Here is a 15,028-nt window from a genome sequence, read left to right on the forward strand (position 1 = left end):
TAGCAAGAGTGAACCACCTGATCCCTTCCCGAACTCAGAAGTGAAACCTCTTCGCGCTGATGGTAGTGTGGGGTTACCCATGTGAGAGTAAGTCATCGCCAGCTCATTATTCTAAACACCCTCAACTCACGTTGGGGGTGTTTTTTTATGTGGAAAAGAAAATATTAAGAAGAATAATCACATTTTATTGTGTTTAAAATAACAATAAACCCATAATTAATAAAATGTTTTAGACTAATGTTGAATTTTTATTTTTTGTGTTTTGTGTGAAAGTTACACAATCTACTTGAATGGCAAAAGTGGACATGGATGACTGATAAAAATGAAAGTCTTCACTGTAAAAATTGCTATTCAAGCTTACTGAAACACAAACTCACAGGAGGTGAGGAATGGCACATCAAGCAATTAACGTGAATGATGTCATCGATCACGCAAAATTCAAACCATTTCATTTCAATGTCGTGGCATGGTGTCTACTGATCATTTTATTTGATGGCTATGACTTGGCAATTAATGGGGTCGTTTTACCCTTATTGATGGATGAGTGGGGCTTGAGTGCTGTTCAGGCGGGGATGCTCGCGAGTACTGCATTGGCAGGTATGATGTTTGGTGCGATGATTTTTGGTTCTTTGGCCGATAAAATTGGTCGTAAGAAAGTCATCATGATCTGTATCGTTCTGTTTAGTGGTTTAACCTTTGCAGGTGGCTTTGCTTCTAATCCAACTGAGTTTGCAATTTTACGTTTCTTAGCGGGTTTAGGCATTGGTGGTGTAATGCCAAACCTTGTGGCCTTAACTTCTGAATATGCACCTAAAACCATGCGTAGCACCTTAGTGACTACTATGTTTAGTGGTTATGCTGTAGGTGGTGTAATGGCAGCCTTACTTGGCTCATGGTTTACCCCAAGTTTTGGCTGGGAAATCATGTTCTTTATTGCGGGTATCCCATTGTTTTTATTGCCTGTGATTTGGAAATTCTTGCCAGAATCTTTAACCTTTATTGTCAAAGAAAATAAGCAAGATCAAGCCCGTCCAATCGTAGCGCGTTTAGCACCAGATTTAAAAATTACCGAAGACACCACTTTTGAATTGTATCAGGTTGGTGTGCCTGAAGCTGCTAACGTGGTGAGCTTGTTCAAACGCGGTCGTGCAGTGAATACTTTATTGTTCTGGTTAGCGTTCTTTACTTGTCTATTAACCATGTATGCACTCAGCAGCTGGTTGCCAAAACTGATGATGGCGGCAGGCTATTCTATGGACAACAGCTTAATGTTCATGATGGTGATGAACGTAGGTGCAGTCGTTGGTATCGTGGGTGGTGGTATTTTAGCAGACCGTTTCCACTTAAAACCTGTATTGATGTTCTTGGGAATCATGGGTGCATTGGTGATGAGCCTCATGGGCTTCCAATCTAATCAATTCTTGCTTTACATCTTAGTATTCTTGGCGGGTGCAGCATCTATTGGTTCACAAATGTTGTTGTATAGCTATGTGGCACAATATTACCCACTTGCGGTACGCTCAACAGGTATTGGCTGGTCATCTGCCATTGGTCGTATGGGTGCGATTGTGGGTCCAATTTTAATTGGCGGCTTATTGGGTATGAATTTACCTGCACACTTCAACTTTATGGCAGTAGGTTTGCCAGTGTTGATCACTGCAATTGCGGTTGCCTTGATTATGAGTGAAGATGAAGCTGAGCAAATTAAAGCAGGCAAAGCAGTTGCTGCCAAAGCTTAAACTTGTAATGTGCTAAGTTCAAAAGTCCTCAACCTTGTTTGGGGACTTTTTGATTATGGGGTGTGTAAATAGAAAGTGATGATAGATAAAGTTATATACTCAAGACACAGATAAAAAGAAACCCCATCATCCTGACGGGGTTTCTTTGTATTTCGTGTTTAGGTATAACTCCTGTCGTACCTCACGATCCTGGTGCTCAAACCTATTATTGTTGTTTTCTGTTTGGGAAACATCCTGTCTCCTTATGCTTTAAAGAATACCGTAAGCTCAAAATACTGCCTAGCCTCATTTTGCTTCAGTGCATGTAAGCAAAAACTGACAAAGTGATGAATGATACTGACGCTGTTTTTGAGCAAACGATAAAATACCGAGCTTATTTTTGTCCATAAACAGGCGTATACTGATTGCGTGATTGGAGTAAATATGTCTGATTTAGCTGCAGCATCTCATGTTCAGTATGGTACTAAGCCGTTTAAAGCCATTCTTTTTTCGTTGTTTCTAGCGGGTTTCGCTTCTTTTTCGACCTTGTACTGTGTGCAACCGATGATGCCAATTTCGGCCGATTTTTTTACGGTTACACCAACCCAAAGTAGTTTCCCGCTGTCATTTTCTACTGTGGCTTTGGCGATAGGTTTGCTTTTCACAGGTTTTATTTCAGATCGTTTTGGGCGTAAACCTATTATGGTTTTGGCTTTATTTTTAGCTGCCATTTTATTAATTCTGAGTGCCTTACTTCCAATCTGGTCATTCTTTTTAACCACACGAATTTTTATTGGCATTGCTGTGAGTGGTGTAGCTGCGGTCGCCATGACCTATATTGGTGAAGAAATTCGACAGCAAGATATTGGTTTTGCTATGGGGCTGTATATTTCGGGTACGGCCATTGGTGGCATGGGTGGACGTTTAATTGCTGGGGTCTTGGTCGATTTTATATCTTGGCAAGCGGCAACCCTAATTATTGGTGGTTTGAATTTACTAATTGCAATCACCTTTTATATGTTACTTCCTGCATCGAAAAATTTTACAGCGTATCCGATTCGCTTCTCGCGGTTTAGAGATGCTTTTGTTGCCAATTTGGCAGACCGTAAATTAAGAATCCTGTTTTTACAGGGCTTTTTGCTGATGGGCTGTTTCGTCAGTGTTTTCAATTACATCAGCTATTATTTACTAGCTAAACCATTTGAGCTTTCCCAAGTTTGGATTGGGGTGATTTCAATTGCCTATTTGGCGGGTATTTATAGTTCACCGCGTGCGGCAAGCTGGGGCAATCGTATTGGACGTGAACGTGTGTTGCCTATGGTGATTGTCCTAATGTTGATCGCATTATGGTTGATGTCGATTGCACATTTAGCCGTCGTATTGGCTGCATTGGTGCTATTTACCTTTGCTTTTTTTGCCGCACATTCTACTGCCAGTAGTTGGGTGTCGATTCAAGCACTGCAGTATCGTGCAGTGGGATCATCATTATATTTATTTAGTTACTACATGGGTTCGAGTTTGCTCGGTAGTGGTAGCGGTCTGATTTGGGAACAATGGGGCTGGTCTGGTCTGACATGGGTGATGACTGCAGTCTTGGGTGTGGCGCTTTATGGTGCGTGGCGTTTAAAGATTAAACCAACAGCGCTGCGATAAGCATTCAGGATTATTGCTTTAGGCTTATCCCTTTATGCTTTTCTTATTCAGATACCAACTTAGGATATAAAAATAGTTTGCTGATTTTGTGTGTTTTTTAATCAAGCAAGATGAATGGAATTCATGCTAAAATAGTCGGCTTTCATCTTTGATCGACTTTTGATCTTCCACTTCCCAGCCGAGAATTGCAAGCCATGTCTACTGCTTATACTGCTCAGACCGCACCCAAAGCGTTGTTTGATTATGACAAATATTGGGCGTCATGTTTTGAGCCTGCGCCATTTTTGCCGATGTCACGCGAAGAAATGGATCAGCTCGGTTGGGATGCCTGCGATTTTATTCTAGTTTGTGGTGATGCTTATATTGATCATCCCTCTTTTGTATCGGGCGTGATTGGTCGTGTGCTTGAGGCGCAGGGCTTTCGTGTCGGGATCATCGCCCAGCCAGACTGGACCAATGTGGAATCTTTTCGGGTTTTAGGGAGGCCGACCATCGCTTGGGGCGTCACCGCAGGCAATATGGACTCGATGATCAACCGCTATACCGCAGACCGTAAAATCCGTTCTGATGATGCTTATTCGCCAGACAATCAGCCGAATAAACGTCCTGACCGTGCAGCTACGGTGTACTGTCAGCGTTGTCGTGAAGCCTTTCCAGATGTGCCTGTTTTACTTGGCGGGATTGAAGGCTCGTTGCGTCGTATTGCACATTATGATTATTGGTCGGATAAAGTTCGTCGCTCGATTTTAATGGATTCTAAAGCCGACTTATTGATGTACGGCAATGGCGAGCGTTCGATTATTGAAGTGATGCACCGTTTGGCCAAAGGTGAAAAAATCCACGAAATTACAGATGTACGTGGTACAGCATTTATTATCAATAAACATAACCGTGCGTCTAAATCCAAATTTGTTGAAATTGCATCTAATGATGTAGATAGCGTGGGCCGTGTCGATCCAATCATCAACCCTTATGTGATGACCGAAGATTTAGACGGTTGTGAGATTGAAAAAGATAAGGGCAACAACCTCGCGCAATATCAAAATTTCCAGAAAGATGTAGTCAGCAATCCAATTGTTCGTGAAGGTGATCAGCTAGATGCAGATACCCAGATTGTGCAATTGCACCCTGCTTCAAAAGCAATTAAACACAAATTACCCCCACGTGAATTGGCAGTGATTCGTTTGCCTTCTTTTGAGGAAGTGGTGAATGATCCTGTGCTGTATGCGCATGCTAACCGTATTTTGCATTTAGAAACTAACCCGGGCAATGCGCGTGCTTTGGTGCAAAAGCATGGTGAACGTGATGTGTGGTTGAATGCACCGCCTATTCCGTTGACTACGGAAGAAATGGACTATGTATTCGATTTACCGTATGCACGTTTGCCGCATCCATCTTATGGCAATGCACGTTTCCCTGCTTTTGATATGATCAAGTTTTCGGTCAATATCATGCGTGGTTGTTTTGGTGGCTGTACTTTCTGTTCGATTACCGAACACGAAGGACGAATTATCCAAAACCGTTCTGAAGAATCCATTTTGCGTGAAGTGGAAAAAATTCGGGATACTGCGCCTGGCTTTACTGGCATTATTTCAGACTTGGGTGGCCCGACTGCAAATATGTACCGTTTGCATTGTAAAGACCCTGAAATTGAAAAGAATTGTCGTAAACCTTCCTGTGTATTTCCGGGCGTATGTCAAAACTTACATACCGATCATGCACCTTTAACTCAGTTGTATCGTAAAGCGCGTGAACTGAAAGGTATTAAAAAAATTCTGATTGGTTCAGGTTTACGTTATGACTTGGCAGTGTTGAACCCTGAATATGTACGTGAATTGGTGACGCATCATGTGGGCGGTTATTTAAAAATTGCACCTGAGCATACCGAAAAAGGCCCATTATCTAAGATGATGAAACCAGGTATTGGTACCTATGACCGTTTTAAACAAATGTTTGATCGTTTCAGTAAAGAGGCGGGCAAAGAGCAATATCTGATTCCGTACTTTATTGCTGCGCACCCAGGAACGACCGATTACGACATGATGAATTTGGCGTTGTGGCTGAAAAAGAATGGTTTCCGTGCCGATCAGGTACAGACTTTCTATCCATCGCCAATGGCGACCGCTTCGACCATGTATTACACAGGTAAAAACCCACTGGCCAAAGTGGCGCGTTATACCGAAAATGTGGATATTGTCAAAGGCGAAAAACGTCGTCGTTTGCATAAAGCTTTCTTACGTTACCATGATCCAAACAACTGGCCGTTGTTGCGTGAAGCCTTAAAAGAAATGGGACGTGCAGATTTAATCGGGAACTCTAAACAGCACCTGATTCCAACCTATCAGCCGCAAGGCACAGATGGACAGTATCAAACGGCACGTAAGAAAAACTCGACTGTCGCGGGTGATTCACAAAAACGTACGGGGCAAAGTGGTAATCGTGCTCAGAACAGTAATCGTCCGAAGAAAGGGCAGATATTGACTCAGCACACAGGTTTGCCGCCACGTGAAACAGGTGAAAAACGTCCATTTTCACACAAAAAATCTAAGCCAAAATCGAAAGCTTAGTACTTGAAGTTAAGATCCATCAAAAGGCGCTGCAGCGCCTTTTTTGTTTGCTTTTCATTTCATCGGAATTGTCCGACAATCGAATCTGTTAAGCATTGCTTTGTTATTTTTTTGCATGCTATACAGTATTCGTATCTAATGATAAAAACACGCTTAGATGCTACAGCACTTAGACAAAAGGCGGGCTTGTGAAACAAAATTTCTGTTTCTATGATGGTTTTGTCAATGTTTCATGTAGTTTCTTAAATGGAACGTTTAAATATAAAAGCGTGTTATATACTGATTTGATGAAAAAATCGGCATGAAGCCGAAACAACTATAAAAATGATTTTAAGGATTGAATAATGACCATTTATATTTTGATTGGGGTTTTGATACTGATTTTCTTTCTCTTGATGGCGGTTAAGGGCTTGGAAAATAGAGAAAAACCTCAGGACAGTGCACTAAAGCAACGTGCAATTTTTAACTTAAATGAACAGCTGACGTATACACGTTTGCAGGAAATTTTACCTCAACATATCATCTTGGCGCATGTGTCTTTTGATGCCTTGCTGACCACGAAATTTTCACGTACTCGACATAAATACCGCAATATGATTGCCGATTTTGTGGTGTTGGATGCCAATCATCAAGTTGTTGCAATTGTGGCTTTAGATGATTTGTTGATGTTGAAACGTAGCCGCAATGCACAATACCAAGATGAATTGCTGCGTTTGGCGGGTTATAAAGTGCTGCGTTATGAAGATGTGCCTGAATATCACGAATTACGCGAAGCTTTTGGGCAGTCATCGTCATCTTATGCAGATTTAGATGATTTGGATACTGCCTTAAAGAAGTATGATTTTTTAGCGCATTCTGTACGCCATAAAGTGAAGGTATTAGGCTAAACGCTTGCCGCTAAAATCACTAGATAGACAACATGAATCAGCATGTCGCCATGACATGCTGATTTTTTTGGGTATGTTCCTGATCCAATCACATCTGTTATACGTTGGGTTGCTCTTCAGGTTTGACTGCAACCACAGTCATCTCAACTAAAACGTCAGGATGATATAACTTGGCTTCTACGCAGGTACGCGGTAAAGCTTGTATATCTGCCACCCAAGCATCCCAAACTTGATTCATTGCGGCATAATCGCGCTCAATGTTTTTTAGAAAAATCATCACCGACATGATGTGACTTTTATCTGTACCCGCATCTGCCAGTAAACGATCAATCAGGGCAAGTGTTTGTTGGGTTTGCCCCACAATATCTTGTTGTGTGTCTTCTGCCAGTTGCCCTGCCAAATGGACTAAATTTCCAGAAATTGCAATTTCAGAATAACGTTTTTGAATATGTAGACGTTGAACAGCCATTGGGTGTAATCCTTGCGCCAAGCGATTAGGTATAAAAAGCGTGAGGTATTATAGAGGCAGGCAAGCACGTGGAAAATATGCAGGCAGTAGTCTGCTTAAAATAAAAAGTAGTTGAATGGAAAATACGAGGAAAAGAGAGACGGTGTATCAAAGCGGCGAAGTGCCAAGCGCAGAGTTGTCCTGTAATCTTCGGATTTGATCGTCACGCCAATCACAGGACAAGTATGCCAAAAGTAATGGTGATTTTTGACATCTCAGCGTATGTACGGATAAATACATCGCGCGCATAGATTACTCTAAAAAGCACAACTGTGAAGGGTAAATTGTCTTATTTTTATTCTTTTGGCTGAAATTTATACAAAAATAGCTTTAGTATTCATCGGCAAGTATTGGCTAGGTATGTTTTATGTAGAGCGGGAAGTTTACCGCTTTAAAATCCGTGATATTTACGAGTCGTGATATTTACAGTAAAGACAGTTGTGCTTGTTCATCGGCAGAGCTGAGTTGATACAGACCGACCCCAATTAAACGGAATTGATCCTGTGCGGGAATATGCATTTCGTGAAGCAAAAGTTGCAGGACTTTTTCAAGATCGTTTTTGCTCTCAAGTGGCTGTTTAAAACTTTTGCTATGTTGTAAGACCTGAAAATTTTTGAGTTTCAATTTGGCCGATACGCCACGTGCAACATATTGTTTTTTCACTAAACTATGCCAAACCTGATCAATCAAGCTAGACCAGTAAGCTGCACATTCGGCTAAGTTTAAGTCATCATCAAAGGTGATTTCTTTGGAAATTTGCTGGCGCTCACGTTCTGCCTGCACAGGACGTTCATCAATCCCTTGGGCAAATAAAAACAGGCGTTTTCCATATTTGCCAAAATGATGAATCAACAGGTTTTCTTCAATGTGTTGCAAATCGCTCAAGGTATTTAAATTCAAGCTTTTTAATTTTTCCTGCGTGACTTTACCTACGCCTGGAATTTTCTTTAAGGGTAAGTCCTGAATAAACTGCTGCACTTGACTGGGTTTAATCACGCAAATGCCATTGGGTTTATGCCAGTCCGAAGCAATTTTGGCTAAAAATTTATTCGGTGCGACACCTGCCGAGGCCGTTAAACCTGTACTTTGAAAAATATCTGCCCGAATCCGCATTGCGACTTCAGTTGCGCTTGGAATACCTTGTAAATTTTCGGTGACATCTAAATAAGCTTCATCTAAAGACAAGGGTTCAATAAGTGGTGTATAACGCTGAAAAATCTGATGAATTTGTGTGGAAACCTCACGATAGAGTGCAAAATTGGGTTCGAGTACCACCACCTGCGGGCAGCGTTTGCGGGCTTGTGCCATCGACATGGCAGAACGTAAACCAAACTCACGCGCAGGATAGGATGCCGCGGCAATCACAGCACGAGGATGATGCGAAGCAATCACCACAGGTAAATGCTGCAATTCAGGACGACTGCGCAGCTCAACAGAGGCATAAAAGGCATCCATATCAATATGAATGATTTTCCGCATGGCACAAACTAGATGAAGCGTTTAGATTTCAACAGTATCGCATGTTTAGGAAGTCGGTTGTAGCATCGGAGCAAGCGGATAAGGCGTGTTGCTATTCAGCAAAATCACCTGTGTCGATTGCTGTTCTGCATAGTCGATCAAACGCTGTAAACTCCGTGGGCTATGGTCGGCAATGCGGGGCAAAAACTCTAAAGGGCGCGCTAAAGGCTGGAAAAAATTATCCCAATGAATTGGAATCACGACACGAGGGCGCAACGTTTCCACAGTTTCATCTAAATAATGCTGTTGAAAAGCAACCGATTGTTTAGAGAGCTGTGCAATCCCTAAAAATAAAGTATCTACCTGCAAGTGTTGTAATTGTTTAGAAATCGCGCCTGTACTGGCTTTGACTAAAATGTTCTGTTCAGGATGCTGAATGTAATAATCAAAACTGCCGCCTTCTTTAAATTCATAAAAACGGGCAGGTAAGGACAATGGTTGTTGAATTTGTTCACCTAAATCATTATTCACAGCGGTGGCAGGGGTATGCTGTGATGGAATAGCCGTAATCTTAAACTTTCCAATCTGTATTGGTTGGGCAGGATTGACAAGGCTTAATCGAGATTCAGGAATTGCGGCACCACGGGCAATGTTCAAACTACTTTCTGAACCGATGATTTGACTGTGTTTGAGTTGCTGCGCCAAAAATGGCAAATCTAGCGTGTGATCATAATGCGAATGGGTGATCAAAATCGCACGTGTGCGTTGTAATTGATGCTGTTGAATCAACTTGTGCAATAAGGCTGGTTGGCTGTCTAACTTGTTCCACATGACTTGTGCAAGAGAGGGGCGACTAAAAAATCCATCAATCAGAATTTGGTTTTCACCATCATCAAACAATAGGGTAGATACGCCAAAATAATGTACTTTTAAGTTGGCATTTGCGGTTTTTGTTGAATATTGCCATGCGGAAAATTGTTCTAGTTTGCCTGCGGGTTGTAATAGGTAAAGCAGTGCGAATCCTGCACAAATGCTGAGCGTAAGAGCAGCCCAAAGCAGCCCTTTCATAATTTTCATGACGGTACTTTTTTATTGTGATGCAGCTATCTTGTTATTTTTTTCTGGTTCGGTTCAAGTCTTGTGGGTTGAATTGCGTTGTCTGTTAAAAAATGCTGCCATTGTTTGGTATTGCCATAAAAAACATTTAGGTCGACTGGGGTGTGAATACCTTTTATTTGACCCTGATTGGTATGTTGCCAAAATAACCATTTTGGCTGACCTGCCAGTTGTGGTTTACCCTGATATTCTCTGACCCAAAGTGGTGTTTGCTTAAAGCTTTCAGTTAATACCATATTGTAAAAGGCTTTAGATACATAAAAAATCGGTTGTTTTTCATAATGTTGATATAGCGCATCATGCATGATTTGAATTTCGCGCAGTAACTGTTCTTTGGTATAGGTATTGATGCAGTTGCTGTCATACTCCAAGTCAATTACAGGTGGCAAACTGTCGGATTTTTTTGGAACAGTCGCAATAAAGTTTTCTGCCTGAATTGCTCCATCACGGCATAAGCGATAAAAATGATAGGCGCCGACCAAAAAGCCATGTTCACGGGCTTTGAGCCAGTTATCCTGAAATTTACGGTCTTTAAAATCGCCCCCTTCGGTGGCTTTTAAATAGACAAAGGCATATTTTTGTGGGGAAATTTTATGCCACTGAACATCGCCTTGATGATGTGACACGTCAAATCCTTGAATCGGATATTCTTCGGTTGCCGCAGGTTGTTGGCGCAACACACCCAAATACAATAAAACCGCCAAAACAGCACTGCCAAGCATCGCAATGGTCATACGATAGTGCGGTGTAAAAGCTGAGTTTTTAGCTTGATTGGACGGTTTGCGCATGTTGAAAAAGCTTCGCGGAGCAAAGTCATATCATAACGTGCAGTGCGGTGTAGCACCATGCGCTTTCGGTAATGGCGTTTTAAACAGCCGTGTGTTTGGGGATATTCCAAAACACTAAAAATGCCAAAATATTTAATACACCCAAACAAATTAAAGTGGCATGAAAGGCACTGACTAACTGTCCTGCGCCGTAATAGGCACTAAACATATTCACCAAAGTACCTGCCAATGCCACGCCAATACTCATCGACAGCATCATAATCATGGATAAAAAACTATTGCCGCTGCTGGCATCTTGTTGAGGTAAATCTTTGAGTGTAAAGGTATTCATACCCACAAACTGCAATGAATTAAGCACCCCAAATATAAAAAAATGCAAGGCACGTAACCAAGTCGCAGTTTCAGCAGTGGTCAGCGCAAAACTAGCAATACACGCCCCGACCAATAACGTATTGGTCAGTAAAAACTGCCGATAGCCAAAACGTTGAATTAAAGGCCGAATAATTGGTTTAGATACCAAAGAACCAAGCACAGTTGGAATCATCATCAAACCTGTGATAAATGGTTCAAAACCAAAAGCCACCTGCAGCATGATTGGCATGATAAAAGGCATGGCATTGCCCCCGAAGCGGGCAAAAAAGTTACCTAAAATACCAATCGCATATAAGCGATTTTTAAATAAATCACTGCGAAATAAGGCATTTTGATGGGTGTGAGCATGGCGAGCATAGCATGCTGCAGCAATACCACCAGCCAAGATTAACGCTAAATTCCAAAGCAGATTATGTTGTGGGTTGGCAAAATTTTCGATGCCTAAAGATAAGCCCGCCATAGCCACAACTAATAGGATAAACCCGAGAAAATCAAAGTTTTTAACTTCAGTTTCAGTCACATTTGGCATGGCTTTGATACAAATCCAACAGCCCAAGATGCCCATAGGAATATTGATCAGGAAAATCCAGTGCCACGTGGCGACTTCGACCAACCAGCCACCCAGCGTTGGGCCAATTAAGGGGCCAATCAACCCTGCCAGACTCATCAGGCTCATGGCAGATAAAAACTGGGTGCGTGGAATAATTTTTAACATCGCCAAGCGCCCGACAGGCAAGAGCAATGCGCCACCAATACCTTGAATCACCCGATAAAACAGCAATTCATTCAGACTCGCTGCAGCGGCACAACCCAAAGAGGCAAGGGTGAAAATGATAATCGCTGCAAAATAGGTGTTGCGTACTCCAAAACGATCTGCCAGCCATCCACTTAATGGAATACACGCTGCCACCGAGAGCACATACGCCACCACAACACTGTGCATCCGCAGCGGGTCTTCCTGCAGGCTATGCGCCATTGCAGGGATTGCTGTATTCACAATGGTGGTGTCGAGCGCCTGCATAAAAAAGCCAATTGAAACCAGAAATACCAAAAGACGGTATTCAGGATGCAGGGCTTGATGGGTCGGTGTTTGGTTCATAACTCGGCAAAATGGACATTTGGTCTAGTTTAAACCATTTTGCAATCTAGCGGACTGCATCTATAAAAACATGAAAAGTGTTTGAAAATTCAAGGAAATGCAATGAAATTGTCATCTATTTGTCACCGATTATTCACTTTGAGTTTGTAAGTTGGGTGCATTTAGAAAAATGATGAGTAATTTATGAAAACGCAAATTTCTGCATTAATGTTGGCTTTATTGTCTGTGGGGATGGTGGGATGTAATGATAATAATGATCCTATTCCTGTAAAAGAAGAAGTTGTTGAAGCAACACCTACAACAATTAGTTTGGAGCGTTTAGGGGAATACGATGCACAAGTTTTTGGTGCGAGTGCTGCGGAAATTCCTGCTTATGATGCTGAAAGTAAGCGTTTATTTGTAGTCAATGCGAAAAATGGCGTGGTCGATGTACTGGATTTAAGCAACCCAAGTGCACCTGTTAAGCTGAACAGCTTGGATGCCAAGACTCATTTGGCGAATTCTGAAGTCAATAGTGTTGCGGTACATCAAGGTATTGTCGCTTTAGCTGTTCAGGCAACACCTAAAACTGATAAAGGCATCGTGGCATTTTTTAAAGCCAAAGACCTGAGCTTTATCAGCAAAGTTGAAGTCGGTGCATTGCCTGATATGTTGACTTTTACTCCAGATGGCAAAAAAGTCTTGGTTGCCAATGAAGGTGAGCCAAATGAAGGTTATAAGATTGATCCAGAAGGTTCAATCAGTATTATTAATCTAACTGACATCAACAAGCCTACTGTAAAAACTGCAGATTTTCAGGCATGGAATACACGTAAGCAGGAATTGCTTGATGCGGGCGTGCGTATTTTTGGGCCAAATGCGACTGTCGCACAAGATTTAGAGCCTGAATATATTGCGGTGAGTGACGATGGTAAAACTGCTTGGGCAAGTCTACAAGAAAACAATGCTATTGCTGTAATTGATTTGATTCAAGACCAAGTGGTCGATATTTTCCCATTGGGTTATAAAAACTTTGGCTTAGCTGCAAATGCTTTAGATGCAGGTGATCGTGATTGTGTTGTTGGTAAGCAAGACTATAACGGTAAAACGATTACAGCCTGTGCTAAAAATGAGGGGATGATTAATATTCAAGCTTGGCCAGGCTTATATGGCATGTATATGCCAGATGCAATTGCGCAATATCAAGCCAATGGACAAAGCTACTTGGTCACTGCCAATGAAGGTGATGCGCGTGAATGGTTGGTTGATGAAGACTTATATTTTGGTACGGATGAAATAACTCAGGGTTATGCAGAAGAAATTCGTGTTAAACACTTATTCAATAATAAAGGCTTCAGTACCAATGGCGATTATGCAGCGCATTTACGTCTATTAAAGTCAGGGGTTAAAGGCGCAAAGCTTGATTCAAACGTATTTAAAGCATGTACCACTACAGATGCCAATGAAGTTTGTGCAGATAATTTAATTAAAGATTCACAATTGGGTCGTTTGACGATTACTTGGACGCAAGGTTACAAGAAAGATACAAATGGTGAGCCTGTGCTAGACAGCGATGGTTTCATGACCTATGACAAACTATATGCTTATGGTGGCCGCTCGTTCAGTATTGTAGATCCTAAAACCAAAAAAATTGTTTGGGACTCAAAAAATGACTTTGAACGTAAAGCTGCTGAATTATTTCCAGAATACTTTAATACCAATCATGAAAAATTAAGTATAGATGATCGTAGTGACAATAAAGGCCCTGAGCCTGAAGGCATTGCTTTAGGTAAAATTGGTCAAAAAACTTTTGCCTTTATTGGGTTGGAGCGTATGGGTGGCATTATGGTGTACGACATTACCCAACCGACACAAGCATCTTTTGTTGAGTATTTTAATGATCGTAAGTTTGGTGAAACCCGTACATCTTTCGATGCAGAAGGTAATGAGGTTACCGTTGAAAATTCAAATCTCGGTCCCGAAGGTTTGATCTTTATTGCAGCCAAAGACTCGCCTAACGGCAAGCCACTGTTAGTTGTGGGTAATGAAGTCAGTGGAACTACTGCCGTCTACCAAATCAAGCTTAACTAACAGCATTGCAAAATTAGAAATCTATTAAAGAGGGCACTTTGGTGTTCTCTTTTTTGTGCTGTAAAAACCAATGAACAGTGAATTAAAAAAAGCGAGTCACCGACTCGCTTTCACTTTCATTTTTATTGCTATTTCATGTAGCTAAAAAAGTTCAACCCACAAAATGACGTGGAGAATCCAAATTCTTCAAGGCATTAATAATTTTATGGGAGTGGTTACACACGATCAGTTTAGCGCGGTGCTGTGGTGGTAAAAAACCTTCGTGTACCGCATGATCTAACTGCTGAATCAGCGCATCATAAAAGCCATTTACATTATATAAAATCATCGGTTTTTGGTGCTGATTCAATTGCCCCCAAGTGGCAATTTCCAAAATCTCTTCAAAAGTACCCAAGCCGCCTGGCAACGCCACAAAAGCACTGGCGCGATCTGCCATCATCGCTTTACGCTCATGCATGCTTTTGACTACGTGTAACTCGGTTAAATTACTGTGGGCAATTTCATAATCCAGCATAAATTCAGGAATTACTCCCACCGCTTGCCCACCATGTTGCACAACGGTGTCGGCAACCAAACCCATTAATCCAATACTCGCACCGCCGTAGACCATACCAAAGCCTTGCTCGGCCAGTTTTCTTGCCAGTTGTACTGCTTTTTCCTGATAAATCGGGTTATTGCCAGAGCGCGAACCACAGTACAGTGCCACCAAAGGTTGAGAGGTTTGAGGAGATGGATTATTGATATATTGGGTCATTCTTAATTCGCTATTCATTTATTTTCTTCACCATAGCA

The 15,028-nt window shown here is 41.7% G+C and carries 11 protein-coding genes and 1 rRNA gene; 6 read left to right on the forward strand and 6 right to left on the reverse strand.

The features are described 5' to 3' along the window. From rrf to FTT78_RS10295, 5 genes are all read left to right on the forward strand, one after another. A 5S ribosomal RNA gene (gene rrf, locus FTT78_RS10275) occupies positions 1-104 on the forward strand; the annotation flags it as partial. A 285-nt stretch (positions 105-389) separates the two neighbouring features. Beyond that, positions 390-1,739 carry an MFS transporter gene (locus tag FTT78_RS10280; protein ID WP_096902259.1) on the forward strand — a complete coding sequence of 450 codons (1,350 nt, stop codon included), beginning with the start codon at positions 390-392 and terminating at the stop codon, positions 1,737-1,739. 423 nt (positions 1,740-2,162) lie between these two features. Continuing rightward, entirely contained in the window at positions 2,163-3,371 is a 1,209-nt protein-coding gene (locus FTT78_RS10285; RefSeq protein ID WP_180044246.1) for an MFS transporter, read from the forward strand. 194 nt (positions 3,372-3,565) lie between these two features. Continuing rightward, positions 3,566-5,938 carry a YgiQ family radical SAM protein gene (locus tag FTT78_RS10290; RefSeq protein WP_167845691.1) on the forward strand — a complete coding sequence of 791 codons (2,373 nt, stop codon included), beginning with the start codon at positions 3,566-3,568 and terminating at the stop codon, positions 5,936-5,938. Positions 5,939-6,282: 344 nt separating this feature from the next. Next, entirely contained in the window at positions 6,283-6,825 is a 543-nt protein-coding gene (locus FTT78_RS10295) for a DUF2726 domain-containing protein (RefSeq protein ID WP_131261667.1), read from the forward strand. A 97-nt stretch (positions 6,826-6,922) separates the two neighbouring features. Here FTT78_RS10295 and FTT78_RS10300 read toward each other — a convergent pair whose 3' ends face one another. The 5 genes from FTT78_RS10300 to mdtD all read right to left on the reverse strand — a co-directional run bounded on the left by FTT78_RS10300 (position 6,923) and on the right by mdtD (position 12,166). After that, positions 6,923-7,294, reverse strand: a complete 372-nt coding sequence (locus FTT78_RS10300; protein ID WP_180044244.1) for a RidA family protein — start codon at positions 7,292-7,294, stop codon at positions 6,923-6,925. A gap of 462 nt (positions 7,295-7,756) precedes the next feature. Next, positions 7,757-8,812 carry a DNA polymerase IV gene (dinB, locus tag FTT78_RS10305; RefSeq protein WP_180044242.1) on the reverse strand — a complete coding sequence of 352 codons (1,056 nt, stop codon included), beginning with the start codon at positions 8,810-8,812 and terminating at the stop codon, positions 7,757-7,759. A 45-nt stretch (positions 8,813-8,857) separates the two neighbouring features. After that, entirely contained in the window at positions 8,858-9,868 is a 1,011-nt protein-coding gene (locus tag FTT78_RS10310) for an MBL fold metallo-hydrolase (RefSeq protein ID WP_179993468.1), read from the reverse strand. A gap of 26 nt (positions 9,869-9,894) precedes the next feature. Beyond that, positions 9,895-10,695 carry a GH25 family lysozyme gene (locus FTT78_RS10315; protein WP_373686463.1) on the reverse strand — a complete coding sequence of 267 codons (801 nt, stop codon included), beginning with the start codon at positions 10,693-10,695 and terminating at the stop codon, positions 9,895-9,897. A 79-nt stretch (positions 10,696-10,774) separates the two neighbouring features. Then, on the reverse strand, positions 10,775-12,166 hold the full coding sequence (gene mdtD, locus FTT78_RS10320; RefSeq protein WP_179989587.1) for a multidrug transporter subunit MdtD: 1,392 nt from the start codon (positions 12,164-12,166) through the stop codon (positions 10,775-10,777). A 183-nt stretch (positions 12,167-12,349) separates the two neighbouring features. Between mdtD and FTT78_RS10325 the strand changes: the two genes are divergently transcribed. Continuing rightward, entirely contained in the window at positions 12,350-14,236 is a 1,887-nt protein-coding gene (locus tag FTT78_RS10325) for a choice-of-anchor I family protein (RefSeq protein ID WP_179989585.1), read from the forward strand. Positions 14,237-14,387: 151 nt separating this feature from the next. Here FTT78_RS10325 and FTT78_RS10330 read toward each other — a convergent pair whose 3' ends face one another. Further along, on the reverse strand, positions 14,388-15,008 hold the full coding sequence (locus tag FTT78_RS10330; RefSeq protein ID WP_096902251.1) for a TIGR00730 family Rossman fold protein: 621 nt from the start codon (positions 15,006-15,008) through the stop codon (positions 14,388-14,390). Between the last annotated feature and the right edge of the window lie 20 nt (positions 15,009-15,028).

It is taken from the genome of Acinetobacter sp. YH01011, assembly GCF_013420785.1.
In the GTDB taxonomy this organism is placed as follows: Bacteria; Pseudomonadota; Gammaproteobacteria; order Pseudomonadales; family Moraxellaceae; genus Acinetobacter; species Acinetobacter towneri.

Bases quoted from the DNA above. Each gene is read 5' to 3' on its own strand.
- FTT78_RS10280 (WP_096902259.1), top strand. From the start codon at position 390: ATGGCACATCAAGCAATTAACGTGAATGATGTCATCGATCACGCAAAA.
- FTT78_RS10285 (WP_180044246.1), top strand. From the start codon at position 2,163: ATGTCTGATTTAGCTGCAGCATCTCATGTTCAGTATGGTACTAAGCCG.
- FTT78_RS10290 (WP_167845691.1), top strand. From the start codon at position 3,566: ATGTCTACTGCTTATACTGCTCAGACCGCACCCAAAGCGTTGTTTGAT.
- FTT78_RS10295 (WP_131261667.1), top strand. From the start codon at position 6,283: ATGACCATTTATATTTTGATTGGGGTTTTGATACTGATTTTCTTTCTC.
- FTT78_RS10300 (WP_180044244.1), bottom strand. From the start codon at position 7,294: ATGGCTGTTCAACGTCTACATATTCAAAAACGTTATTCTGAAATTGCA.
- dinB (WP_180044242.1), bottom strand. From the start codon at position 8,812: ATGCGGAAAATCATTCATATTGATATGGATGCCTTTTATGCCTCTGTT.
- FTT78_RS10310 (WP_179993468.1), bottom strand. From the start codon at position 9,868: ATGAAAATTATGAAAGGGCTGCTTTGGGCTGCTCTTACGCTCAGCATT.
- FTT78_RS10315 (WP_373686463.1), bottom strand. From the start codon at position 10,695: ATGCGCAAACCGTCCAATCAAGCTAAAAACTCAGCTTTTACACCGCAC.
- mdtD (WP_179989587.1), bottom strand. From the start codon at position 12,166: ATGAACCAAACACCGACCCATCAAGCCCTGCATCCTGAATACCGTCTT.
- FTT78_RS10325 (WP_179989585.1), top strand. From the start codon at position 12,350: ATGAAAACGCAAATTTCTGCATTAATGTTGGCTTTATTGTCTGTGGGG.
- FTT78_RS10330 (WP_096902251.1), bottom strand. From the start codon at position 15,008: ATGAATAGCGAATTAAGAATGACCCAATATATCAATAATCCATCTCCT.